Raw genomic sequence first — 17,765 nt, forward strand, 5'->3', positions numbered from 1 at the left:
CATAAATCACCTAGGCTAAGATTTATATTCAAAGAATAGGGCGAATATCTCCATCAAGAAAAACATCATCCTTTGTAGTTAACGATTGAGTCTCGTACTTTAAAGCAGCCCCTTTGCTTTTAAAAAAGGCATGGTATTCCTTAGGAGACTTATCTTCTTGTAAGAGGTCACAAAACTCATTGTATTCTTTTAAATCAAAGGGTTTTACCTCGAGCATTTTCTCATCAGGGGCAAATGAGGCGTTAATTAGCAAATTAGAAGCCATTGCCAAAGCTAATCCACCCGCAAGAGCTCCTAAACCAATACCTAAGGGCATAAACACTAAGCAAGAAAAAATTGCCGCAGGTATAAATGCTTCCAAGGTAATGGAGCGGATTAAATGCGCGATTTGCAAGCTAATTGTTTGTTGTTGATGTTCTGTTTTTGCATCAAGTCGTTTTATCTCTAAAAACAATAACTTTTTTGCATCATCAGGCAATTGTCGTTTTTGCAGAAATACTTGCTGCTTCAATAAGTTTACCTGCGCGATAAAATCATCTTCATTATCTTTTAATCCAGACTTAGTCTTATGAATTTCAATACCACTTTGCACTGCGTTATTGATAACCGTCATGGCAAAACAAACTACAGCACCAACGACGCCCAGTGTAGATGCTAATCCCGCTGCAATCGGAACAAAAGGCATGGTCATGACCACAAAAGCAGCCATTAAACCCGTAGCATAAGCAATATTGGTGTATAAACCTATTTTTTGCAGTGTCCAATTACTGATGCATTGTTTTTTATCGCGTTCCAATGTGTTTTTTTGCATTTCAAGTTGCAATTTTTTAGCTTTACTTTCTTCATCTTCACCAGTTATTTTGCTTATTTCCGTATTTAATTTTTGTATGTCATGCTCATACTGTCGGATTTGTGCCTCATACAAGGCTTGTTGCTCGACAAAATCCCATAGGGCCACACTGGTATCGAATAATAATAACGCGACGGTTAGAGCATCACCGGTAGTCCCCAATATGCCTTTGCCAGTCAACCAAAAGAAGCACAGTAAATTTGCCGTTGCCCAAAGCGAATCATTTAATAAAGTAAATTTGCGCTGCGTCCACTGGGTTTTGAAACGATTACGCCAACCCTCATCCATCTCATCTTGACTCATCCAAGGATGCGCAACGGTATGTTTGAGCAGTAAAAAGAAATTCATTGAGAAGCGGAAATAATATAAGCCCCAACTTAAACAACCAGTATAAGGATCAGGAGTTTTAACGACATTTCCTGCTTGCTCTGCATTATAAAAACCCTCTGGCACCAAGCTCAGCATGGTTTTTAAAAATGAAGAACCCCATACCCAATACAAACGCTTGCCATTTAAAGCACCGACGTAGTCTCTGATGGTTTTGCATTTTCCGGAATCTACTAATTGCTGGGCAAACTCCTCACCCAAAAAAATACCTAAGTATTTAACTGGCTTGCCATCAGTAAAACACGCTTGCTCTGGCGCTTTATCAATGCGCTCCTGCCATGCTGGATTAAGTTTATCCAACATATTTTCACATCGTTTGATCTTCTCGTTATAATCTGCTTTATTTTCTGTTTTTTGATGCAATAGCTCATATTCCTTTTGCGCGAGTAATAATAGATATGCAATTTGCAAATCCTGGGCTCGCTGAGCTTTATCTTTAGGATTCATGTATGAAATCAAAATTTCATCGGTATCCGCTAAAATTCCTGCATAAAAATTTAAGGGCGTAAGAAAACCACCATCAACAGCATAGAGATTCTTTTTAAGTAATTCCTCACGGTGACGTTTCAGCAATTCTTCATGGCGTAGCTTATTTTTCGCATTAAGCGATTCAATAAGATAGGATTGAAGAATTCCGCTGCTTGTTATCATAATGTCACCTCAAAAGTTAGGATAGTACTTGGCGACTCATTCTTTCTTTTAATAATAGTAGTAAAAAAAATAAGTATGCTCTTTTTTATAACATAGCAATCATTTTGGTAACAAGCGAATCCTAAGCCGATTTACACATTTGATACTAAAATTTGCAATATCTTTCATATATTAGGGACAAAACATTCTATCACTTAAGAAAAGCCAACCACTTTTTGGGAACTATGGTAAAATAACCAGCAATTACTGATTAGTTCGAGAATGTATATATTATGAAAAAAGCGGTTGTATTATTATCTGGTGGCTTAGATTCAACAACCTGTCTTGCCTTAGCGAAATCGCAAGGTTTTGAATGCCATGCGATGAGTTTTGCTTATGGGCAAAGGCATACTGCTGAATTGCGTGCTGCAGCGCGGATCGCACAACATTATCAAGTAGCAAGCCATAAAATCGTTAACATAGACACAGAATTATTCCGTAACTCTGCCTTAACCGATTCCTCGCTCGCTGTCCCTGATTTTCAAGAGAGTTCTGAAATTCCAATTACCTATGTTCCTGCGCGCAATACCATTTTCTTAGCGATGGCTTTAGGTTTTGCGGAATCAATGGGCGCCCGAGATATTTATATTGGCGCAAGCTCCATAGACTATTCCCATTACCCAGATTGCCGTCCTGAGTTTATCGCTAGCTTCCAAACTTTAGCTAATCTAGCAACTAAAGCCGGAGCCAACGGAAACCCATTTACCATCCATGCTCCCTTACAACATTTAAACAAAGTTAAAACTATAGAATTAGGGTTAGGATTGGGAGTTGATTACAGTTTGACTGTATCCTGTTATCAAGCAGATGATGCGGGAAAAGCATGCGGTCATTGTGATAGCTGTACCTTCAGGAAGCGTGGTTTTTCCGGGGCTAATGTTAATGATCCAACGTTGTATCAATAGACCCATCACGTCGCTCTTTCGCTGGCGAACAGCGCTGTGACGAATGTGGTATTTACACTTTTGTTACAACAAATTGAACATTTTTGATTCACGCCATTACGAATCATTGTTATGATTTGTGATGATTTATAACTATCATGGAGTGAAGATATGGGACGTTTAAAAGACTTTGCCGTTGGCGTATTAGAAATTCCTGGGACTATGTTATTTGGTTTAAGCAAATTAGTCTTTGGTGCTACTAATAAATATGAAGACGGCAAAGTTAGAAAAGACAAAGAAGGCAGAGCAAGCGTATTTCCTGGCCTTTTAGGTTTAGTTTTAGGCGGTATTGGCGCATTGGGAAGAGGGATCTCTAACTCCGTTGAAAACCACAAAAAAGCAATATCTTTCGCTTTTTGGGCTTCGTTAGGTGTTGGTGGTCTTGTTGGGTTAGCTCTCTACGCATGGCCTGCAGCACTAACTTTCGTAGCTAACTATGCTATTTATGGCTATTCCATCGCGGGCCTTGTTGGTACGGAGCCACTCCTGCAAATGGGCTTTGCCGCAGGCTTAGCTTTTACAGCGACCTCAGCAGCAACCTATGCGATAGCTATAGTGGCTAATTTTATCTCTGCCATTAAAAATGCATGTAATCCGCAGCCTGAGACTCCAGAGGAAACGACTCCATCCCAACAGGAATCTCTAACTACGGACAGCCCTAGAAAATTGATGAAGGGTTTAAATGCTAAGCCATCTACAGCAAAGAACAATACTACTGTAGAGACTACCGTAGAGCCTACACACACCACAAATGTGTATAAAAAACCTACAGATGAACTGGTAGAAGAAGAAACCTTAACTGAAGAAAATGGGAATAGCCTCAAGAAGAGTGCTTAGCCCCAAAATATCTTTCCAAACGCGGCTCAGGCCGCGTTTTTTATCTCCGCTATTGCAGCATTTAATCCCCATTTGCGTTATAATCGGACGCTTTTATACCTAGGACATACTATGGGTGATGAGGAGTCATTGAACATGTCAATAAACCATACAGAACGTAAAATGTTAGTCACTAGTGCCCTTCCCTACGCGAATGGACATTTACATTTAGGGCATTTGGTAGAACATATTCAAACCGATATCTGGGTTCGTACTCATAAAATGCTAGGTATTCAATGCATTAGTGTCTGCGGCGATGATGCACATGGCACCCCCATTATGTTAAAAGCAGAGCAAATGGGTATTACCCCTGAGGCCTTAACCGCAGAAATTAAATTAAGTCATGAGCATGATTTTAAGCGTTTTGCCATTGGTTACGACTGCTACCATACCACTCATTCCCCTGAGAATCAGGCCTTAGCTTCTGCTATTTATGAAAAGCTACAAGCAAGTGGCAGCATTGTTAAAAAAACCATCCGCCAGGCCTTTGATCCATTAAAACAAATGTTCCTGCCTGACCGCTATGTGAAAGGAACCTGTCCTAAGTGTGGTGCGAAAGATCAATATGGTGATAACTGCGAAGTATGTGGCTCCACCTATTCGCCAACCGATCTTATTGATGCGGTATCAGCAATATCTGGTGCTAAGCCTATAGAAAAAGACTCCGAACATTATTTTTTTGATTTACCTCGTTTTGAAAACTTATTAAAAGAATGGACCCGAAATGGTCATCTGCAAACTGAAGTAGCCAATAAGCTTGATGAATGGTTTGCCGCAGGTTTAAAACAATGGGACATTTCTCGAGATGCACCCTACTTTGGCTTCCCAATTCCAGGAACTACTGATAAATATTTTTACGTCTGGCTGGATGCACCTATAGGCTATATGGCTAGTTTCAAAAAATACTGCGATGAGCAGGGCGTTTCCTTTGCCGAATTCTGGGATAAAGACTCTAAAACCGAACTTTATCATTTTGTAGGAAAGGATATCGTTTATTTCCATGCCTTATTCTGGCCTGCGATGCTTGCCGCGAGTGATCATCGGCTGCCTACAGCGGTATATACCCATGGCTTTTTAACCGTTGATGGGCAAAAAATGTCTAAGTCTCGAGGAACCTTCCTTGAAGCACGCACCTATTTGGATCATCTGCATCCAGAGTATTTACGTTATTACTTTGCAGCCAAACTCAATGGTCGTGTTGATGATTTGGATTTAAATTTTGAAGATTTCACCAACCGCATTAATGCTGATCTCGTGGGAAAAGTAGTGAATATTGCCAGTCGCTGCGCGGGCTTTATTAATAAACGTTTTGAAAATCGCTTAAGTAGTACCTTAAGTGAGCCGCAATTATATGCAGAATTATTGGAAATGCGTCCTGCAGTGGTTGATGCCTTTGTCACTCGTGATTATGCCCGTGCTATTCGTCTCATTATGGATTGTGCCGATAAAGTAAACCAATACATTGATACGCATAAGCCTTGGGTGCTGGCTAAAGAAGAAGGCCGCCTGGCAGAAGTACAAGATATTTGCACCATGGGTATTAATTTATTCCGCATCCTAATGACTTACTTAAAACCGGTATTACCGATGATGGCTCAAGCGGCAGAACAGTTTTTAAATTGTGAGCCTTTAACCTGGGCAGCAATTGATACTCCCTTGTTAAACCATCAGCTTAATCTCTTCCAGCCCTTAATAACTCGTGTTGAAAAAGAAAAAATAGACGCCATGCTCGAGCAATCAAAACAGGTGACTAATGCCCACAGTTAAAGAAATCGATGCTCTTTTGCCCCAAACTCAATGTGGCGAGTGCAATTATTCTGGATGCTTGCCTTATGCTGAGGCCTTGGCTCAAGGCAGCACCACGATTAATAAATGCCCTCCAGGTGGCGTTAAAACCGTTAAAGCACTCGCGGCATTACTTAACCTTGATGCAAGCCCCTATCTTGAAGAGGCAAGCGCCAACACTCGCGCACCATCGATAGCCGTTGTACGTGAAGCAGATTGTATTGGCTGTACGAAATGCATTAAGGCCTGCCCTGTTGATGCCATTATTGGCAGTGGCAAATTAATGCATGCCGTTATTAGTCATGAATGCACCGGCTGTGGTTTATGCGTGGCGCCCTGTCCTGTTGATTGTATTGAGATGGTGACGCTCGATGCGCCAGCTTATGATAAAGAGCTGGCCCGTCAGCGCTTTAATAACAAGCAAACTCGTTTATTACGTGATGAGCATCACAAACAACAAGCTTATCGCGAAAAACGGCTGTTAACAAAAAACTCTGCCAATCAATCGCAGGATATCAAAGCCAAACAAGATTATATTCAACAAGCCCTGGCGCGCGTTAAGGCCAAGAAGACGCATGAATAAGCAAAAGATTCGAGAAATTTTTACACGGTTTCGTGAGCAAAATCCTCATCCAACAACTGAGTTGGTTTATCACTCGCCATTTGAGTTATTAATTGCCGTTATTCTTTCAGCGCAAGCAACAGACGTTGGTGTAAATAAAGCTACCGCAAAATTATTTCCGGTAGCCAATACCCCGCAAGGTATTTTAGATTTAGGTTTGGAGCAATTAAAAGACTACATAAAATCGATTGGGCTTTATAATAGTAAAGCACAAAATATCATCAAAACCTGTGCCTTGTTAATTCAACATCATCATGGGGAAGTACCCAGGCAACGCGAAGCGCTCGAAGCCTTACCGGGTGTTGGGCGTAAAACAGCAAATGTGGTATTAAATACTGCTTTTGGTGAGCCGACTATGGCTGTAGATACACATATATTTCGTGTGGCCAACCGTACTGGAATAGCTAAAGGTAAAACACCTTTGGCTGTTGAACAAGGACTACTCAAAAACATACCTGCTGAATTTTTACAGGATGCCCACCACTGGCTAATTTTGCATGGCCGTTATGTATGCACCGCGCGCGCTCCTAAATGTGCAACCTGTCTTATTCAAGATCTTTGCGAATTTACCGATAAAAATCTTCCGCCAATGCCTAAAATTAAACCTTAGCGCCTCTATTTTGTCGTTTCGTTCATGAAATTTCTACACTATGTAAAAATGATTGTTTTAGGGTATAGCATTCCGCAATTTTTGCCCCTAGAATAAAATCTCGATGTTTCAGGGAGAAATATTATGGGATGGTGGAATACAATTGTAGATGGCGCACAGATCGCCAAAGAGGCTGTTACTGATACAGCAAAATGGATTTGGGATTGGACCTATACCCCTGCTGCCAAAATCACTACCTTTGCAGTAAATATGGTGTTTTCGACACTAGAGCAAGTGCAAGCGTTAAAAACATCTGTTCCCGCTCTTCGCTCAGCGCAGTCATATAAAATAGTTCAGGCAGCAACGAATATCACCGTTTATCATATTGTACCATTAATCCTCATCAATATGGCAAATACGACCCTCCAAACAGCGGTTAGAACAGGGCGAGAAAATGAAGAAGAAGCTACCCTTTTATATAATGCGATGGTAATTCCTGCCGCTACAGTCATTGATTGGGCTGTTTGGGGATGGACTACCCAACGCTCATCCCATCTTCTTGCTCAAACCTTAGCCATTGATACCATGGGCGCTGCCGCATTTAATACGACAAAACCCAAATCGAAAGAGCCCTCGCGCTGTGAAATAGAAAAATGTACTTTTAAACGCAAAGTGAAAGGGTCTCTTCGTGAGTTTTTTATATTAATTTTAAATGACTTATTAACTGGAGGGGTAAGCTATTTGCCTTATGCCGGAGAAATATTCGCTTTACTATTAAAAATAGGGTTTGCTGGTGATTTTATTATTCGTGGCGCAAATATAGATGACTGCGAACGCCACCGCACTTCCGTAGAACGCTACAAATTATGGTCTTCCGGTGCAGTCTACGTGATTATGGAAATGCTTATGGATAAAGCACTGCAATCGACTGTTGGCATACCATCTTATCCAGTCCATAGAACTATGCGTCATATGTTAATGCTATTTCTCATTAATAATGCAACCCATATGAAAATGAACTATGTTGCGCCAGGAAAATATCATTTATTAGACCCTGTCGTCGCCTATGGAAAAGCCAGTGGCTTTTTGGCTGACATCGTTATTTCTGGCTCCAAAGCAGAAATTGCCAGACTCTTTCAACCCGAACCTAATAAAAAACCCTTAATTTCGGTGCCCGATATTTTAAAACGTCTCACTCATATTTTAAATAGTGATTTGGAACGATTAGACAGACCTAAACCTGGCCCTTTAAAAATGATAGGCAAAAAAATTACTCCCAGCATTTATTACAGTTCCAAAGCGGCCATTAACGATCCGGTATTTCGTATTTTCTGGCCAGACATGCAGGAGCTGGGCCTCGATATTATCGAAATAGTAAAAGCTGCCGGAATTCCTGTGGCCAATCTCACCCGCTCACATATCCCATTAGTTGCTACAGCCATAAGAAATGCCGTACCCGAATTGCTGCATCAGCGCTACGGTATCTCCCCAAAGATCACTACTTTTCTTATTAATTTATGTTCTGATGAAGATTTTTGGAAATTTGTGCAAGCATTGCAGCAATGGTTACAACGCCATGATTTACGTGCAGCTCTACCTTTAGCTACCGCTAGCGACTCACAATTGTCTTCATTATATGAGTCTCAAGAAACCTCTCCTACGATGCTCGATGAGAAAAAAGAAAAGCAACCGCTACGGGCTCTAACTACCCAAGCCAAAGTAGACTTAAAAATTAACACGGAACCAAAGCAACGGGAATTAAACATCAATGCATTTCATCGAAGACCTAATCCAAGAAGAGATACAAAGCCTGATTCTACTACCGCAGAGACATTGGGTAACGACCAAAACTATTATTTTTAACATATCTACGAAGGCAGGGAATCCATCATTATTTAGCCATTAGGCCCCATTGATGAATAAATTTCCTGCCTTCGTGGGAATAACAATTTAATCCAATATGAATCAGTGTATTTGATAATAAATTCAAATAAGTGCTCAAAAAAGTATTAGAGAATGCATCAGCTCAGAATGACCTCTTTTTCAGGATAAAACCTTTTTTAAAGCCCTCCCTGAAAAGGAAAACACTTAAGGTCTGAGCAACCCTATAAATTCTTACACCTTGCTATTTAAAGTACTCTAGTGCTATATTTGCGCGCGAATTAGTCCATTAAAATACAAATTTTCAATATAATCGGAATATGAATCGAATATTGTCCACCCCAAAAGCACCAGGATTTCTTTGTGTAACTATAGGTATGGTTACCTTTTTGACCTTGCTCATTAATGTTTCATTCAAACTAATTGTTCTTAGGGGATTGGTCTTTTCAATTCATGGCATTATCTGTCCAATAATTGCGGGGTTTTATCTTATCGCCCTGCGGAAATGTACGCTGAAAGAACAACGGCACGTACTGAATATATCGCTCATGTCCTTATATGCCTTTTGTCTGGGCGTTTATGTATTAATCAATTTGCCCAGCGTAGGACACATGCGTGAAAATCCGGTCTATCAAATTGTGTTTAATGATCTTCCTAAAAAATTCTTCGCCGTAACCATTTCATTCGTCCTCAGTTTTTATGTGCCCCATCTCTTATTTGGCACTAAAGCACCAAAGATTTTCTCATCGCCTAAATACTGTATGCTTTTAGCCTTATTCGGCGGCTTAAGCTTTTTTACTTTAAATTTTTTCCTCTTGTTTGTAGATGAACACTTGCATAATTTTAATCAAACGATGATTGATTCATTAATGATCGCCTCATCCTTGCTGCTGCTTATAGGCATCATTTATCTCATTATTTATTTAAAAAACTTACAGATTCCCTTTGCACTACAACGTGATAATGAGTTATTTCCTCTCTGTTATTATTTAAGTAGTATCGCTCTCGTGATTATGTTGATTTGTCTGGCTTGTGAGTATCGTATTGTTACTTTATTTAACCGCCATTGGATTTTAGCCGCCAGCGCCTTGTTCTTTCCAGTTACCTTAGCAATTAGTACCTTAATTGGCGAATTATGGGGCTATAAAGCCAATTTAAAATTGAGTCTTATCATTATCGCAACCCAGGTGATTTTTGATATTTTATTATCAGTAATTGTTATTCTTCCTTCGCCTTGCTTTTGTAACTCAGATTCGTTCTATCAATATATTATGATGCGGAGATTGCCGGCAACTTTCCTAACCTTATCAGCCACTTTTATGAGTAATGCCTTATTACTGCATTATTTGAAGCTTCATGGAATACAACGTCCTTTACGGATCTTGATTGCAAATGTCTGCGCGAATTCATTATTGTGTTTGATTGATTACAGTTTATTGTTTGGTGGAATTTATTCTTATGATCAAATTATTAATTTAGTGGTTAATGTTTGGCAATATAAGTTGTTTATCACGGTATTGTTGCTGCCGTTGATCCTTAGGTTTTGCCATCAAATTGAAAAAAGCGTTACTAAAAACATCGCCCGTATTAGCGCGGCATAATACGGGCTTTAGTATCGCTGTATCCAGCTTGCAATTAATCTTTTTTGATGGGACGCTTCCAGCCATAAATTGTTTTTTGCTTGGATTCCGTCAAGGTCAATTCACCAGGTGGAACATTTTTACGAATGGTACTGCCTGCCCCTACAGTTGCATTAGCACCAACGGTTACTGGAGCCACTAATTGTGTATCCGAACCAATAAACGCACCATCTTCGATAACCGTCTTATGTTTATTCACCCCGTCGTAATTACAGGTAATCGTGCCTGCACCGACATTAACGTGTTTCCCTAGTTGCACATCGCCTAAATAACTTAAATGACTGGCCTTACTGCCTTCATCAAATTGCGCCTTCTTGGTTTCCACAAAGTTACCAATCTTACACTTTGCTGCCAATTGCGTCCCAGTGCGTAAACGCGCGAAAGGTCCTATTGCGCAATCATCACCAATAGAAGAGCCTTCCAATACACTGTTCGCGTAAATTTCACTACCGGCCCCAAGCGTAACATCAGTCAATACGCAGTTAGGTCCCACTATACAACCGTCACCCAAAACTACCTTTCCATTGAAAACACAATTCACATCAATGAAAACATCTTTACCACAAATCAGCTCCCCACGCAGATCAAAGCGCTGAGCATCAGCAATGGCGACTCCTTGCAACATCAATCGCTCCGCCTCACGGCGTTGCCAGATGCGTTCTAATTGCTGTAATTGTAAGCGATTATTCACGCCATTAATTTCCGATACATCCTTCGTCTTCAACGTAGCAATCATTGCCTGATCTGTTACTGCTAAGGCGATAATATCGGTTAGGTAATATTCCCCCTGTGCATTTTTATTGCCCAATCGAGGCAGCCAATGCGCTAAGTCCTCTGCTTTTGCACAACAAATGCCTGTATAAATTTCTTTGATATTCTTTTCTTGCTCATTTGCATCTTTTTCTTCTACAATGGCATAAACTTTGCCTTGAACATCTCGAATAATACGTCCTAAACCAAAGGGGTTTTCAAGGTAGGCAACTAAAAGTGCCAAAACGGATTGATGAATATCCGCTGGTTTGCTACATTCAACTAACGATCGAAGGATGTCGGCTTGAATGAGAGGTACATCAGCAGATAAAACAAGAACTTGTGCTTGTGGTGGAATATGAGGCAGTGCTTGCATTAATGCATGCCCTGTACCTAATTGTTCGGCTTGATGGACCCAATGCACCGGTAAGTCAGGGAGTGAGTTCTTAATTTGTTCACCTCCATGACCATAGATAACATGGATTGCATCAGGGTTTAATTGCTGTGCAGTTTCTACTACCCTTACTAACATGGGCTTTCCGGCTACTTGGTGAAGCACCTTAGGGGTATTGGAATACATTCTTTTACCTTGGCCTGCAGCTAATATTACAACGTGTAGATTCATGAGATTTGTTATCCTAGGTTAAAAAACAATAACAGGTATGCAATGAAGCAGTATTTACGTTATCAGTAGATTAAGTTTTGTTTATGATAAACAAATTGCATTTAAAGGAGTAGAGCAATGACGATATTTGTTAAAGCAGCTAAAGATCTAATTAATAGAGTTTTACTTAAGTCGATTGAAGACTCCATCGCCGAAGATAAAAAAACTGTTTTTAGTTGGTTTAGAGATAAAGAGCTTTCGGACAAACAACGAGAGCTAACTCGATCATTACAAAAAGAAATAGATGCCTTCAACGGTCTAGAGACTGATAGTCAAAGCCTTGCGGCGTTAAAAAAACTGATTACGGACACCGACCTTATTGTAGAAGAGCAGCGCAAACTCAAAAAATGGCCTCGTGGTCATCTCAATGAAACATTAACTGGTATAAGCTCTACGTTAGATCGCTTTTATAATTTAATTTCCAGTAAAACCTTCAAACTTGTTGACGTAGCAGATAATGATGAGCCATTTAATATTCTTTGCTTTTATGCCGCTTATTATTTAGGTGAAAATATTATGTGTCCAGTGGAAGAGGATATTTTTACTAAGGCACTTGACGCGCTTGCGAGCAAAGTTTCCTCCTCCCCCATTGAGATCAGAGCTCAAAAAGAGGATTGTTTAATCAGAAACCTTATCGATTGTAAGAAAAAAATCAATGGCTCAGATACCGAGCATGAGGAGTATGACGATCTTTGCCTAACTTTTGTTACCGACGCGATAAAAGCTATTATGCGAGAAAACGCAGAAATTTGTGAAGAGTCAAAGCCGGTTGCCTCACTTCCCATCGTATCGTTCTCAGGGCTTGGCCTTAATGTTAAAGCTTCACCGATAAAACCAAGCAGAGGACGTTTAAGAGTCGCGATGGAAAATGCGAGTGATGATATAAAAGATTTGTGCGCAGAAAACAAATCCAAAGTGGTTGCAACTCTATAATAGAAAAATCAATGCCTTCTATTACGAGAATATAACGGTGAGGTACCAGAAATGTGCGAACTGGGTGTACGCGTTCACGCTGTATGTATTCTATTAAAAAACTGCTGTCATTAGCAATGCCGGCAATATGATTTTCAGTTGAGTAGCGAACTCTAAATCTTAATTTTATTTCGTCATTGCTGCGAAGAGCGCAGTGACGAAATAGCATAGAAATTCGAAGCACAGAACCCTGATTGCTCATTTTATTAGCAATGACTAAGGATTTGAGAGCTCAATTAAGGAAGCAATTCACCACACAGGTTCATTTCCATCATGATTTTCACCTGTGCAATATCCAGTTTTTTACTTAATAAATAAAGCAACTTACAATGTGCAGCCTCAGGAGTCATATCGTGGCCGCTAATAAGCCCTGCCTGCATTAAGGTATGCCCCGTTGCGTATTGATTCATCTCAACTCGCCCCTCTTGGCATTGAGTGCAATTAATAATAATGACGCCACGCTCACAGGCATCTTTAAGTAAACTTAAAAAACGGGGATCATTATTTTGCGCATTTCCCGCGCCATAAGTTTCTAAAATCAAACCACATAAAGGTTGATTTAAAATATAAGCCAAAACATCAGAGGCAAAACCTGGGAATAGGCGAAAATTAGCAATAAATTGGGGCTCAATCATTTGCAAGCGAAATGGATTCGCGCCGGGTGGCAATAAAAGTTCCTGATGAACTTTGATGTCAATTCCAATTGATGCTAGATGCGGGTAATTGGGCGAGCCAAATGCATTAAATCCTTGGGCGCTAATTTTTTGCGTGCGATTGCCACGTAATAAATGCTGATTAAAATAAATACATACTTCATTAATCGGTTGATGCGCACAAAGCCATAGCGAGGTAACTATGTTATCAATGGCATCATTGCGTACTTCAGATAAGGGAATCTGGGAGCCGGTAATAATTACCGGCTTAGCTAAATTTTCCAGCATAAACGATAAAGCCGAAGCCGTATATGCCATTGTATCCGTGCCGTGAAATACAATAAAACCATCAAAGGCATCATAATGATCGGCAATATCTTTAGCAATGCGATTCCAATCGCTTACGGTCATATTCGATGAATCCAGTAAAGGATGATATTCCTTGATCGTGTACTGAGGTAAGTCCTGATGCTTGAATAGTGGAATTTGCTTTAAAGCAGAAGCAACATATCCCAGTGCAGGTTCATATCCATTTTCAGTTTTGATACAGCTAATCGTGCCACCGGTATTGATAATTAAAATATGTTTATTCATCAGACTTTAAATTTTAGTATTTATCCTAATTATATATCTATCATGGGCAAGGTTAAAGCAAAGTGCTCTCTTTGTTTATTAACCTGCAGAACTCAGCGGCGCATTAATTATGCGGAATTGTTTTCATATTTTAACCGCTACTATATTTTTTTTAATAATAATTACAGATTTAATTGCCAAGTTCTTGCAGTTTATGGAAAAATCAAGGTATTAGCGATTTAGTCTAAACAGTGACATCATGGTGATTGATCGTGCCGGTTATCGGTTGAATGTAGGTATTATCCTAGTCAACGACCAAAACAGAGTATTTTGGGGAAGAAGAAGTGGACATGATGCCTGGCAATTTCCACAAGGTGGACTCGCTGCTGGGGAAACATCAATACAAGCCATGTTCCGAGAGTTGCATGAAGAGGTAGGATTAGATAAAGAAGATGTTGAAATAATTGGCTCTACTAAGCGTTGGCTTAAGTACAGACTTCCCAAACAATATCTGCGTCATGGCAGTGAGCCTTTAGTAATTGGCCAAAAACAAAAATGGTTTTTACTAAAACTTGTTGCTAGTGAGCAAAAAGTTAAACTGGACTTGAGTGATTCACCAGAATTTGATAGCTGGCGTTGGATCGATTTTCATGAGCCAGAAGGGCAGGTTATCTTTTTTAAGCGCCAAGTTTATTCTCAAGCCTTAAAAGAGTTAGAACCTTTATTAAAAAAAAATCGTCGTACTCCCTACGGTATGAAACGGAAAAAGAGGTAATCATTGGAGTAGATGCTTAAGGTACTAAAACGAATAGTTCAAGAAGTCACCGCAGCCCAGCAGCTCTCTGAGGCCCTTGGCATTTTGGTGCAACAAATTAATAAAGCCATTAATGCCGAGGCCGTCTCCGTTTACCTTATAGATACCAAACATGCTGAATACGTCCTTATTGCAACGGAAGGCTTAAACAAACAAGCCGAGTTTCGAGTGCGCGTTGCCCTTGACAGTGGTTTGATTGGGCAAGTAGGACGACGCGAAGAACCGATTAACTTGGAAGATGCCCCTTCTCATCCGGATTTTTATCATCATACATTATTAGGCGAGGAACGCTTTAAAGCCTTCCTTGGGGTACCTATCATTCAGCATCGGAAGCTCTACGGTGTATTAATTATCCAGCAAACCGAACAACGCTGTTTTGATGATACGGAAGAGTCCTTTTTAATTACGCTCGCAGCACAGCTTGGCGGCATTATTGCCCATGCGGAAGCTACTGGTGAATTAGCCGAATTAACTCAACCTAAGCCCCTGGGTGGTGTAGAAAAAATTGAACCCAGCCCCACAGCCTTAGCAGGGATCGGTTCGGTGCCTGGTATCGCTATTGGTACGGCGGTTGTGGTATATCCCCCTGCAGATATTGATGCTGTTCCGCGACATCCAGTAGAAACCTTAGATGAGGAAATCAGCACCTTTTATGAAGCATTAGAAGCAACTCGCGAAGACATGCTGCGCTTAGGGCGACGTATGAAGGCGGTGGTTGCCGAAGAGGAGCATGCTTTATTTGATGTGTATTTACGTATTTTAGACAAAGACAGTTTAGGCGCGGAAGTTGTCCATGTCATTCGTGAAGAAAAAATCAGTGCGCAGGCTGCTTTAGCCACTGTAATCAAAAAACACGTGGCTCAATTTGAAAGCATGGAAGACTCTTATCTACGAGAGCGTGCCAGTGATTTTCGTGATCTGGGCCGACGCGTATTGGCTGCCTTGCAATGGTCACAACATGAAGAGTTAGTTTATCCAAACCGCACTATTTTAATTGGCGATGAAGTCACTGCAGCAGCCCTTGCTGAAGTACCCGAAGGATGTTTAGCAGGTGTTGTTTCCGCCAAAGGCTCCAATAACTCCCATGTCGCTATTTTGGCCCGTGCATTAGGCGTACCTACGGTAATGGGTGTTCGTGGTTTAAAACTAGAGTATGTGAACCGCCGCGCAATTATTGTGGATGGCTATTATGGGCAAGTACATGTCTCGCCCTCGAAAGCCGTACTTACCGAATTTAAACTCTTAGAACAAGAAGAACAGGCGCTAAACCAAAGTCTGGTTAGTCTTCGAGATAAACCAGCAGAAACCACGGACAGTTATAAGATTTCTTTACAGGTAAATACAGGCCTTGCCATGGATGCCGGTTTATCCATGAGTGTAGGGGCTGAGGGTGTTGGTTTATACCGTTCTGAAGTACCATTTATGAGTAGGGATCAATTCCCTTCTGAAGATGAACAAACTATTATTTATCGTCAAACTCTAAAAGCCTTTGCTCCACGCCCGGTAACTATGCGTACCTTAGACATTGGTGGCGATAAAGTCTTACCCTACTTCCCGGTCGAAGAAGATAACCCCTACCTCGGCTGGCGCGGTATACGCGTTACCCTTGATCATCCCGATGTATTCCTCATGCAAGTCCGAGCAATGATGCGTGCTAGCGAAGAATTAAATAACTTACGCATTATGCTGCCGATGGTCACGACACTTAGCGAAGTAGAAGAAGCAACTTATCTGATTGACCAAGCGTATGCGGAATTGTTGGAAGAAGGATGTAATATTGCCAAACCCAAATTAGGGGTAATGATAGAGGTGCCTGCTGCCGCCTATTTGGCGCGTGAGATCGCCAAGCGGGTTGATTTTATTTCCGTTGGCAGTAACGATTTAACCCAATACTTTTTAGCTGTAGATAGAAATAATGCGCGCGTGGCTAGCCTCTATGATGCCATGCACCCTGCCATGTTACGCGTATTACTTAAAGTAGTCGAAGGAGGACATGCAGCAGGAGTTGAAGTAAGTATTTGTGGTGAAATGGCTAGTGATCCGCTCGCCGTAATCTTATTAATCGCGATGGGCTTTGACACCTTAAGTATGAACTCAGCCAGCTTACCCCGTGTAAAATGGGTGATTCGTAATTTTGCCATTGCTAATGCGCGTAAAATTCTTGCTGAAGTATTGGAATTAGAACATCCTGCAGAAATTCGTCTGCATTTAGAAAAAGCATTGGAGGCGGAAGGCTTAGGCGGCTTAATCAGAGCTGGGAAGTCCATATAGTGGCAATTACCATGCTACACGCCATCATTTACTTAGTAATAGGTGCTTTTACTGGAATTATTGCAGGCCTATTTGGAATTGGTGGTGGTTTAGTGGTTATTCCAAGCCTCGTCTTTGTTTTTCAACAAATGGCGGTGATTCCTCAGAATATAATCATGCATGTTACCGTGGGTACCTCTTTAGCGATAATGATTATAACCTCGCTTTCAGCAGTCCACTCACATCATAAAGTAGGCAATATTCTCTGGCCCGTATTGTGGAAATTATGGCCTGGCCTAATTGCCGGGACTATCTCAGGCTCTCTCCTTGCAGCAAAAATACCCAATGCATGGCTAAAGACATTTTTTGCTGTGTTTTTGCTTTTTGTTGCCTTTAAAATGCTATTCGATAAACAGAACGAGCATTCCGCATCATTTCCTAAGCAATGGATAATCATTACCACCTGCTTTTTTATCGGCCTAATTTCAGGACTGCTTGGGGTAGGCGGAGGAATTTTGATTGTTCCTTTCATGGCGTACTGTGGCATTCCCCCACGCAAAATTGCCGGCATATCCAATTCCTGTGCATTTACTATAGCCCTGATTGGTACCTTAATTTTTATTATTAGCGGTTTTCAGGAAACAGGGACAATCCCCCATACCCTAGGCTATGTGTACTGGCCTGCCGTTCTCTTGGTAGGAGCAACAAGCAGTATATTCGCGCCCATAGGAACTAAGTTGCACTACAAATTACCGGTTCACCAATTAAAGTATGGCTTTATCGTCTTGCTTATTTTAACCTCATTAAAAATGCTTCTTTAAAGGA

General features: G+C 40.8%; 14 protein-coding genes. 11 read left to right on the top strand and 3 right to left on the bottom strand.

Features of this window, described 5'->3' with window-relative positions; translation table 11 throughout:
• Positions 1–28: 28 nt before the first annotated feature.
• Entirely contained in the window at positions 29–1,888 is a 1,860-nt protein-coding gene (locus BN3124_RS06905) for a hypothetical protein (protein ID WP_058534067.1), read from the bottom strand.
• 272 nt (positions 1,889–2,160) lie between these two features.
• Between BN3124_RS06905 and queC the strand changes: the two genes are divergently transcribed.
• The 7 genes from queC to BN3124_RS06940 all read left to right on the top strand — a co-directional run bounded on the left by queC (position 2,161) and on the right by BN3124_RS06940 (position 10,225).
• The gene (gene queC / locus BN3124_RS06910; protein ID WP_058534068.1) at positions 2,161–2,832 is read left to right on the top strand and encodes a 7-cyano-7-deazaguanine synthase QueC; all 672 of its coding nucleotides are present in this window, start codon (positions 2,161–2,163) and stop codon (positions 2,830–2,832) included.
• 150 nt (positions 2,833–2,982) lie between these two features.
• Entirely contained in the window at positions 2,983–3,708 is a 726-nt protein-coding gene (locus BN3124_RS06915; protein WP_058534069.1) for a hypothetical protein, read from the top strand.
• Between the two features lie 162 nt (positions 3,709–3,870).
• Entirely contained in the window at positions 3,871–5,514 is a 1,644-nt protein-coding gene (gene metG / locus BN3124_RS06920) for a methionine--tRNA ligase (protein ID WP_058534484.1), read from the top strand.
• Positions 5,501–6,115 carry an RnfABCDGE type electron transport complex subunit B gene (locus BN3124_RS06925; RefSeq protein ID WP_058534070.1) on the top strand — a complete coding sequence of 205 codons (615 nt, stop codon included), beginning with the start codon at positions 5,501–5,503 and terminating at the stop codon, positions 6,113–6,115. Before metG ends, BN3124_RS06925 begins: the two co-directional genes overlap by 14 nt.
• Positions 6,108–6,764, top strand: coding sequence for an endonuclease III (nth, locus tag BN3124_RS06930; RefSeq protein WP_058534071.1), 657 nt, complete (start codon positions 6,108–6,110; stop codon positions 6,762–6,764). The genes BN3124_RS06925 and nth overlap by 8 nt, the downstream gene beginning before the upstream one ends.
• A gap of 123 nt (positions 6,765–6,887) precedes the next feature.
• On the top strand, positions 6,888–8,606 hold the full coding sequence (locus BN3124_RS06935; protein WP_058534072.1) for a hypothetical protein: 1,719 nt from the start codon (positions 6,888–6,890) through the stop codon (positions 8,604–8,606).
• A 338-nt stretch (positions 8,607–8,944) separates the two neighbouring features.
• Positions 8,945–10,225: a VUT family protein gene (locus BN3124_RS06940; protein WP_058534073.1), complete on the top strand. Its 1,281-nt coding sequence runs from the start codon at positions 8,945–8,947 to the stop codon at positions 10,223–10,225.
• 34 nt (positions 10,226–10,259) lie between these two features.
• Here BN3124_RS06940 and glmU read toward each other — a convergent pair whose 3' ends face one another.
• Positions 10,260–11,639 carry a bifunctional UDP-N-acetylglucosamine diphosphorylase/glucosamine-1-phosphate N-acetyltransferase GlmU gene (gene glmU / locus BN3124_RS06945; RefSeq protein WP_058534074.1) on the bottom strand — a complete coding sequence of 460 codons (1,380 nt, stop codon included), beginning with the start codon at positions 11,637–11,639 and terminating at the stop codon, positions 10,260–10,262.
• Positions 11,640–11,756: 117 nt separating this feature from the next.
• Here glmU and BN3124_RS06950 point away from each other — a divergent pair, with 117 nt between their 5' ends.
• Positions 11,757–12,611, top strand: coding sequence for a hypothetical protein (locus tag BN3124_RS06950; protein ID WP_058534075.1), 855 nt, complete (start codon positions 11,757–11,759; stop codon positions 12,609–12,611).
• A 275-nt stretch (positions 12,612–12,886) separates the two neighbouring features.
• On the opposite strand, the gene ansA is transcribed toward BN3124_RS06950, so the two are convergent.
• The gene (ansA, locus tag BN3124_RS06955; RefSeq protein ID WP_058534076.1) at positions 12,887–13,897 is read right to left on the bottom strand and encodes an asparaginase; all 1,011 of its coding nucleotides are present in this window, start codon (positions 13,895–13,897) and stop codon (positions 12,887–12,889) included.
• Between the two features lie 238 nt (positions 13,898–14,135).
• On the opposite strand from ansA, the gene BN3124_RS06960 reads away from it, so the two are divergent.
• From BN3124_RS06960 to BN3124_RS06970, 3 genes are read left to right on the top strand one after another with little or no spacing between them, the layout of a single operon-like run.
• On the top strand, positions 14,136–14,651 hold the full coding sequence (locus BN3124_RS06960) for an RNA pyrophosphohydrolase (protein WP_058534077.1): 516 nt from the start codon (positions 14,136–14,138) through the stop codon (positions 14,649–14,651).
• Positions 14,652–14,663: 12 nt separating this feature from the next.
• Positions 14,664–16,961 (top strand): phosphoenolpyruvate--protein phosphotransferase, encoded by a 2,298-nt coding sequence (gene ptsP / locus BN3124_RS06965; RefSeq protein WP_058534078.1) that lies wholly within the window; start codon positions 14,664–14,666, stop codon positions 16,959–16,961.
• Entirely contained in the window at positions 16,961–17,761 is an 801-nt protein-coding gene (locus BN3124_RS06970) for a sulfite exporter TauE/SafE family protein (protein ID WP_230849115.1), read from the top strand. The genes ptsP and BN3124_RS06970 overlap by 1 nt, the downstream gene beginning before the upstream one ends.
• Positions 17,762–17,765 lie beyond the last annotated feature (4 nt).

It is taken from the genome of Legionella saoudiensis (assembly GCF_001465875.1).
Classification (GTDB): Bacteria; Pseudomonadota; Gammaproteobacteria; order Legionellales; family Legionellaceae; genus Legionella; species Legionella saoudiensis.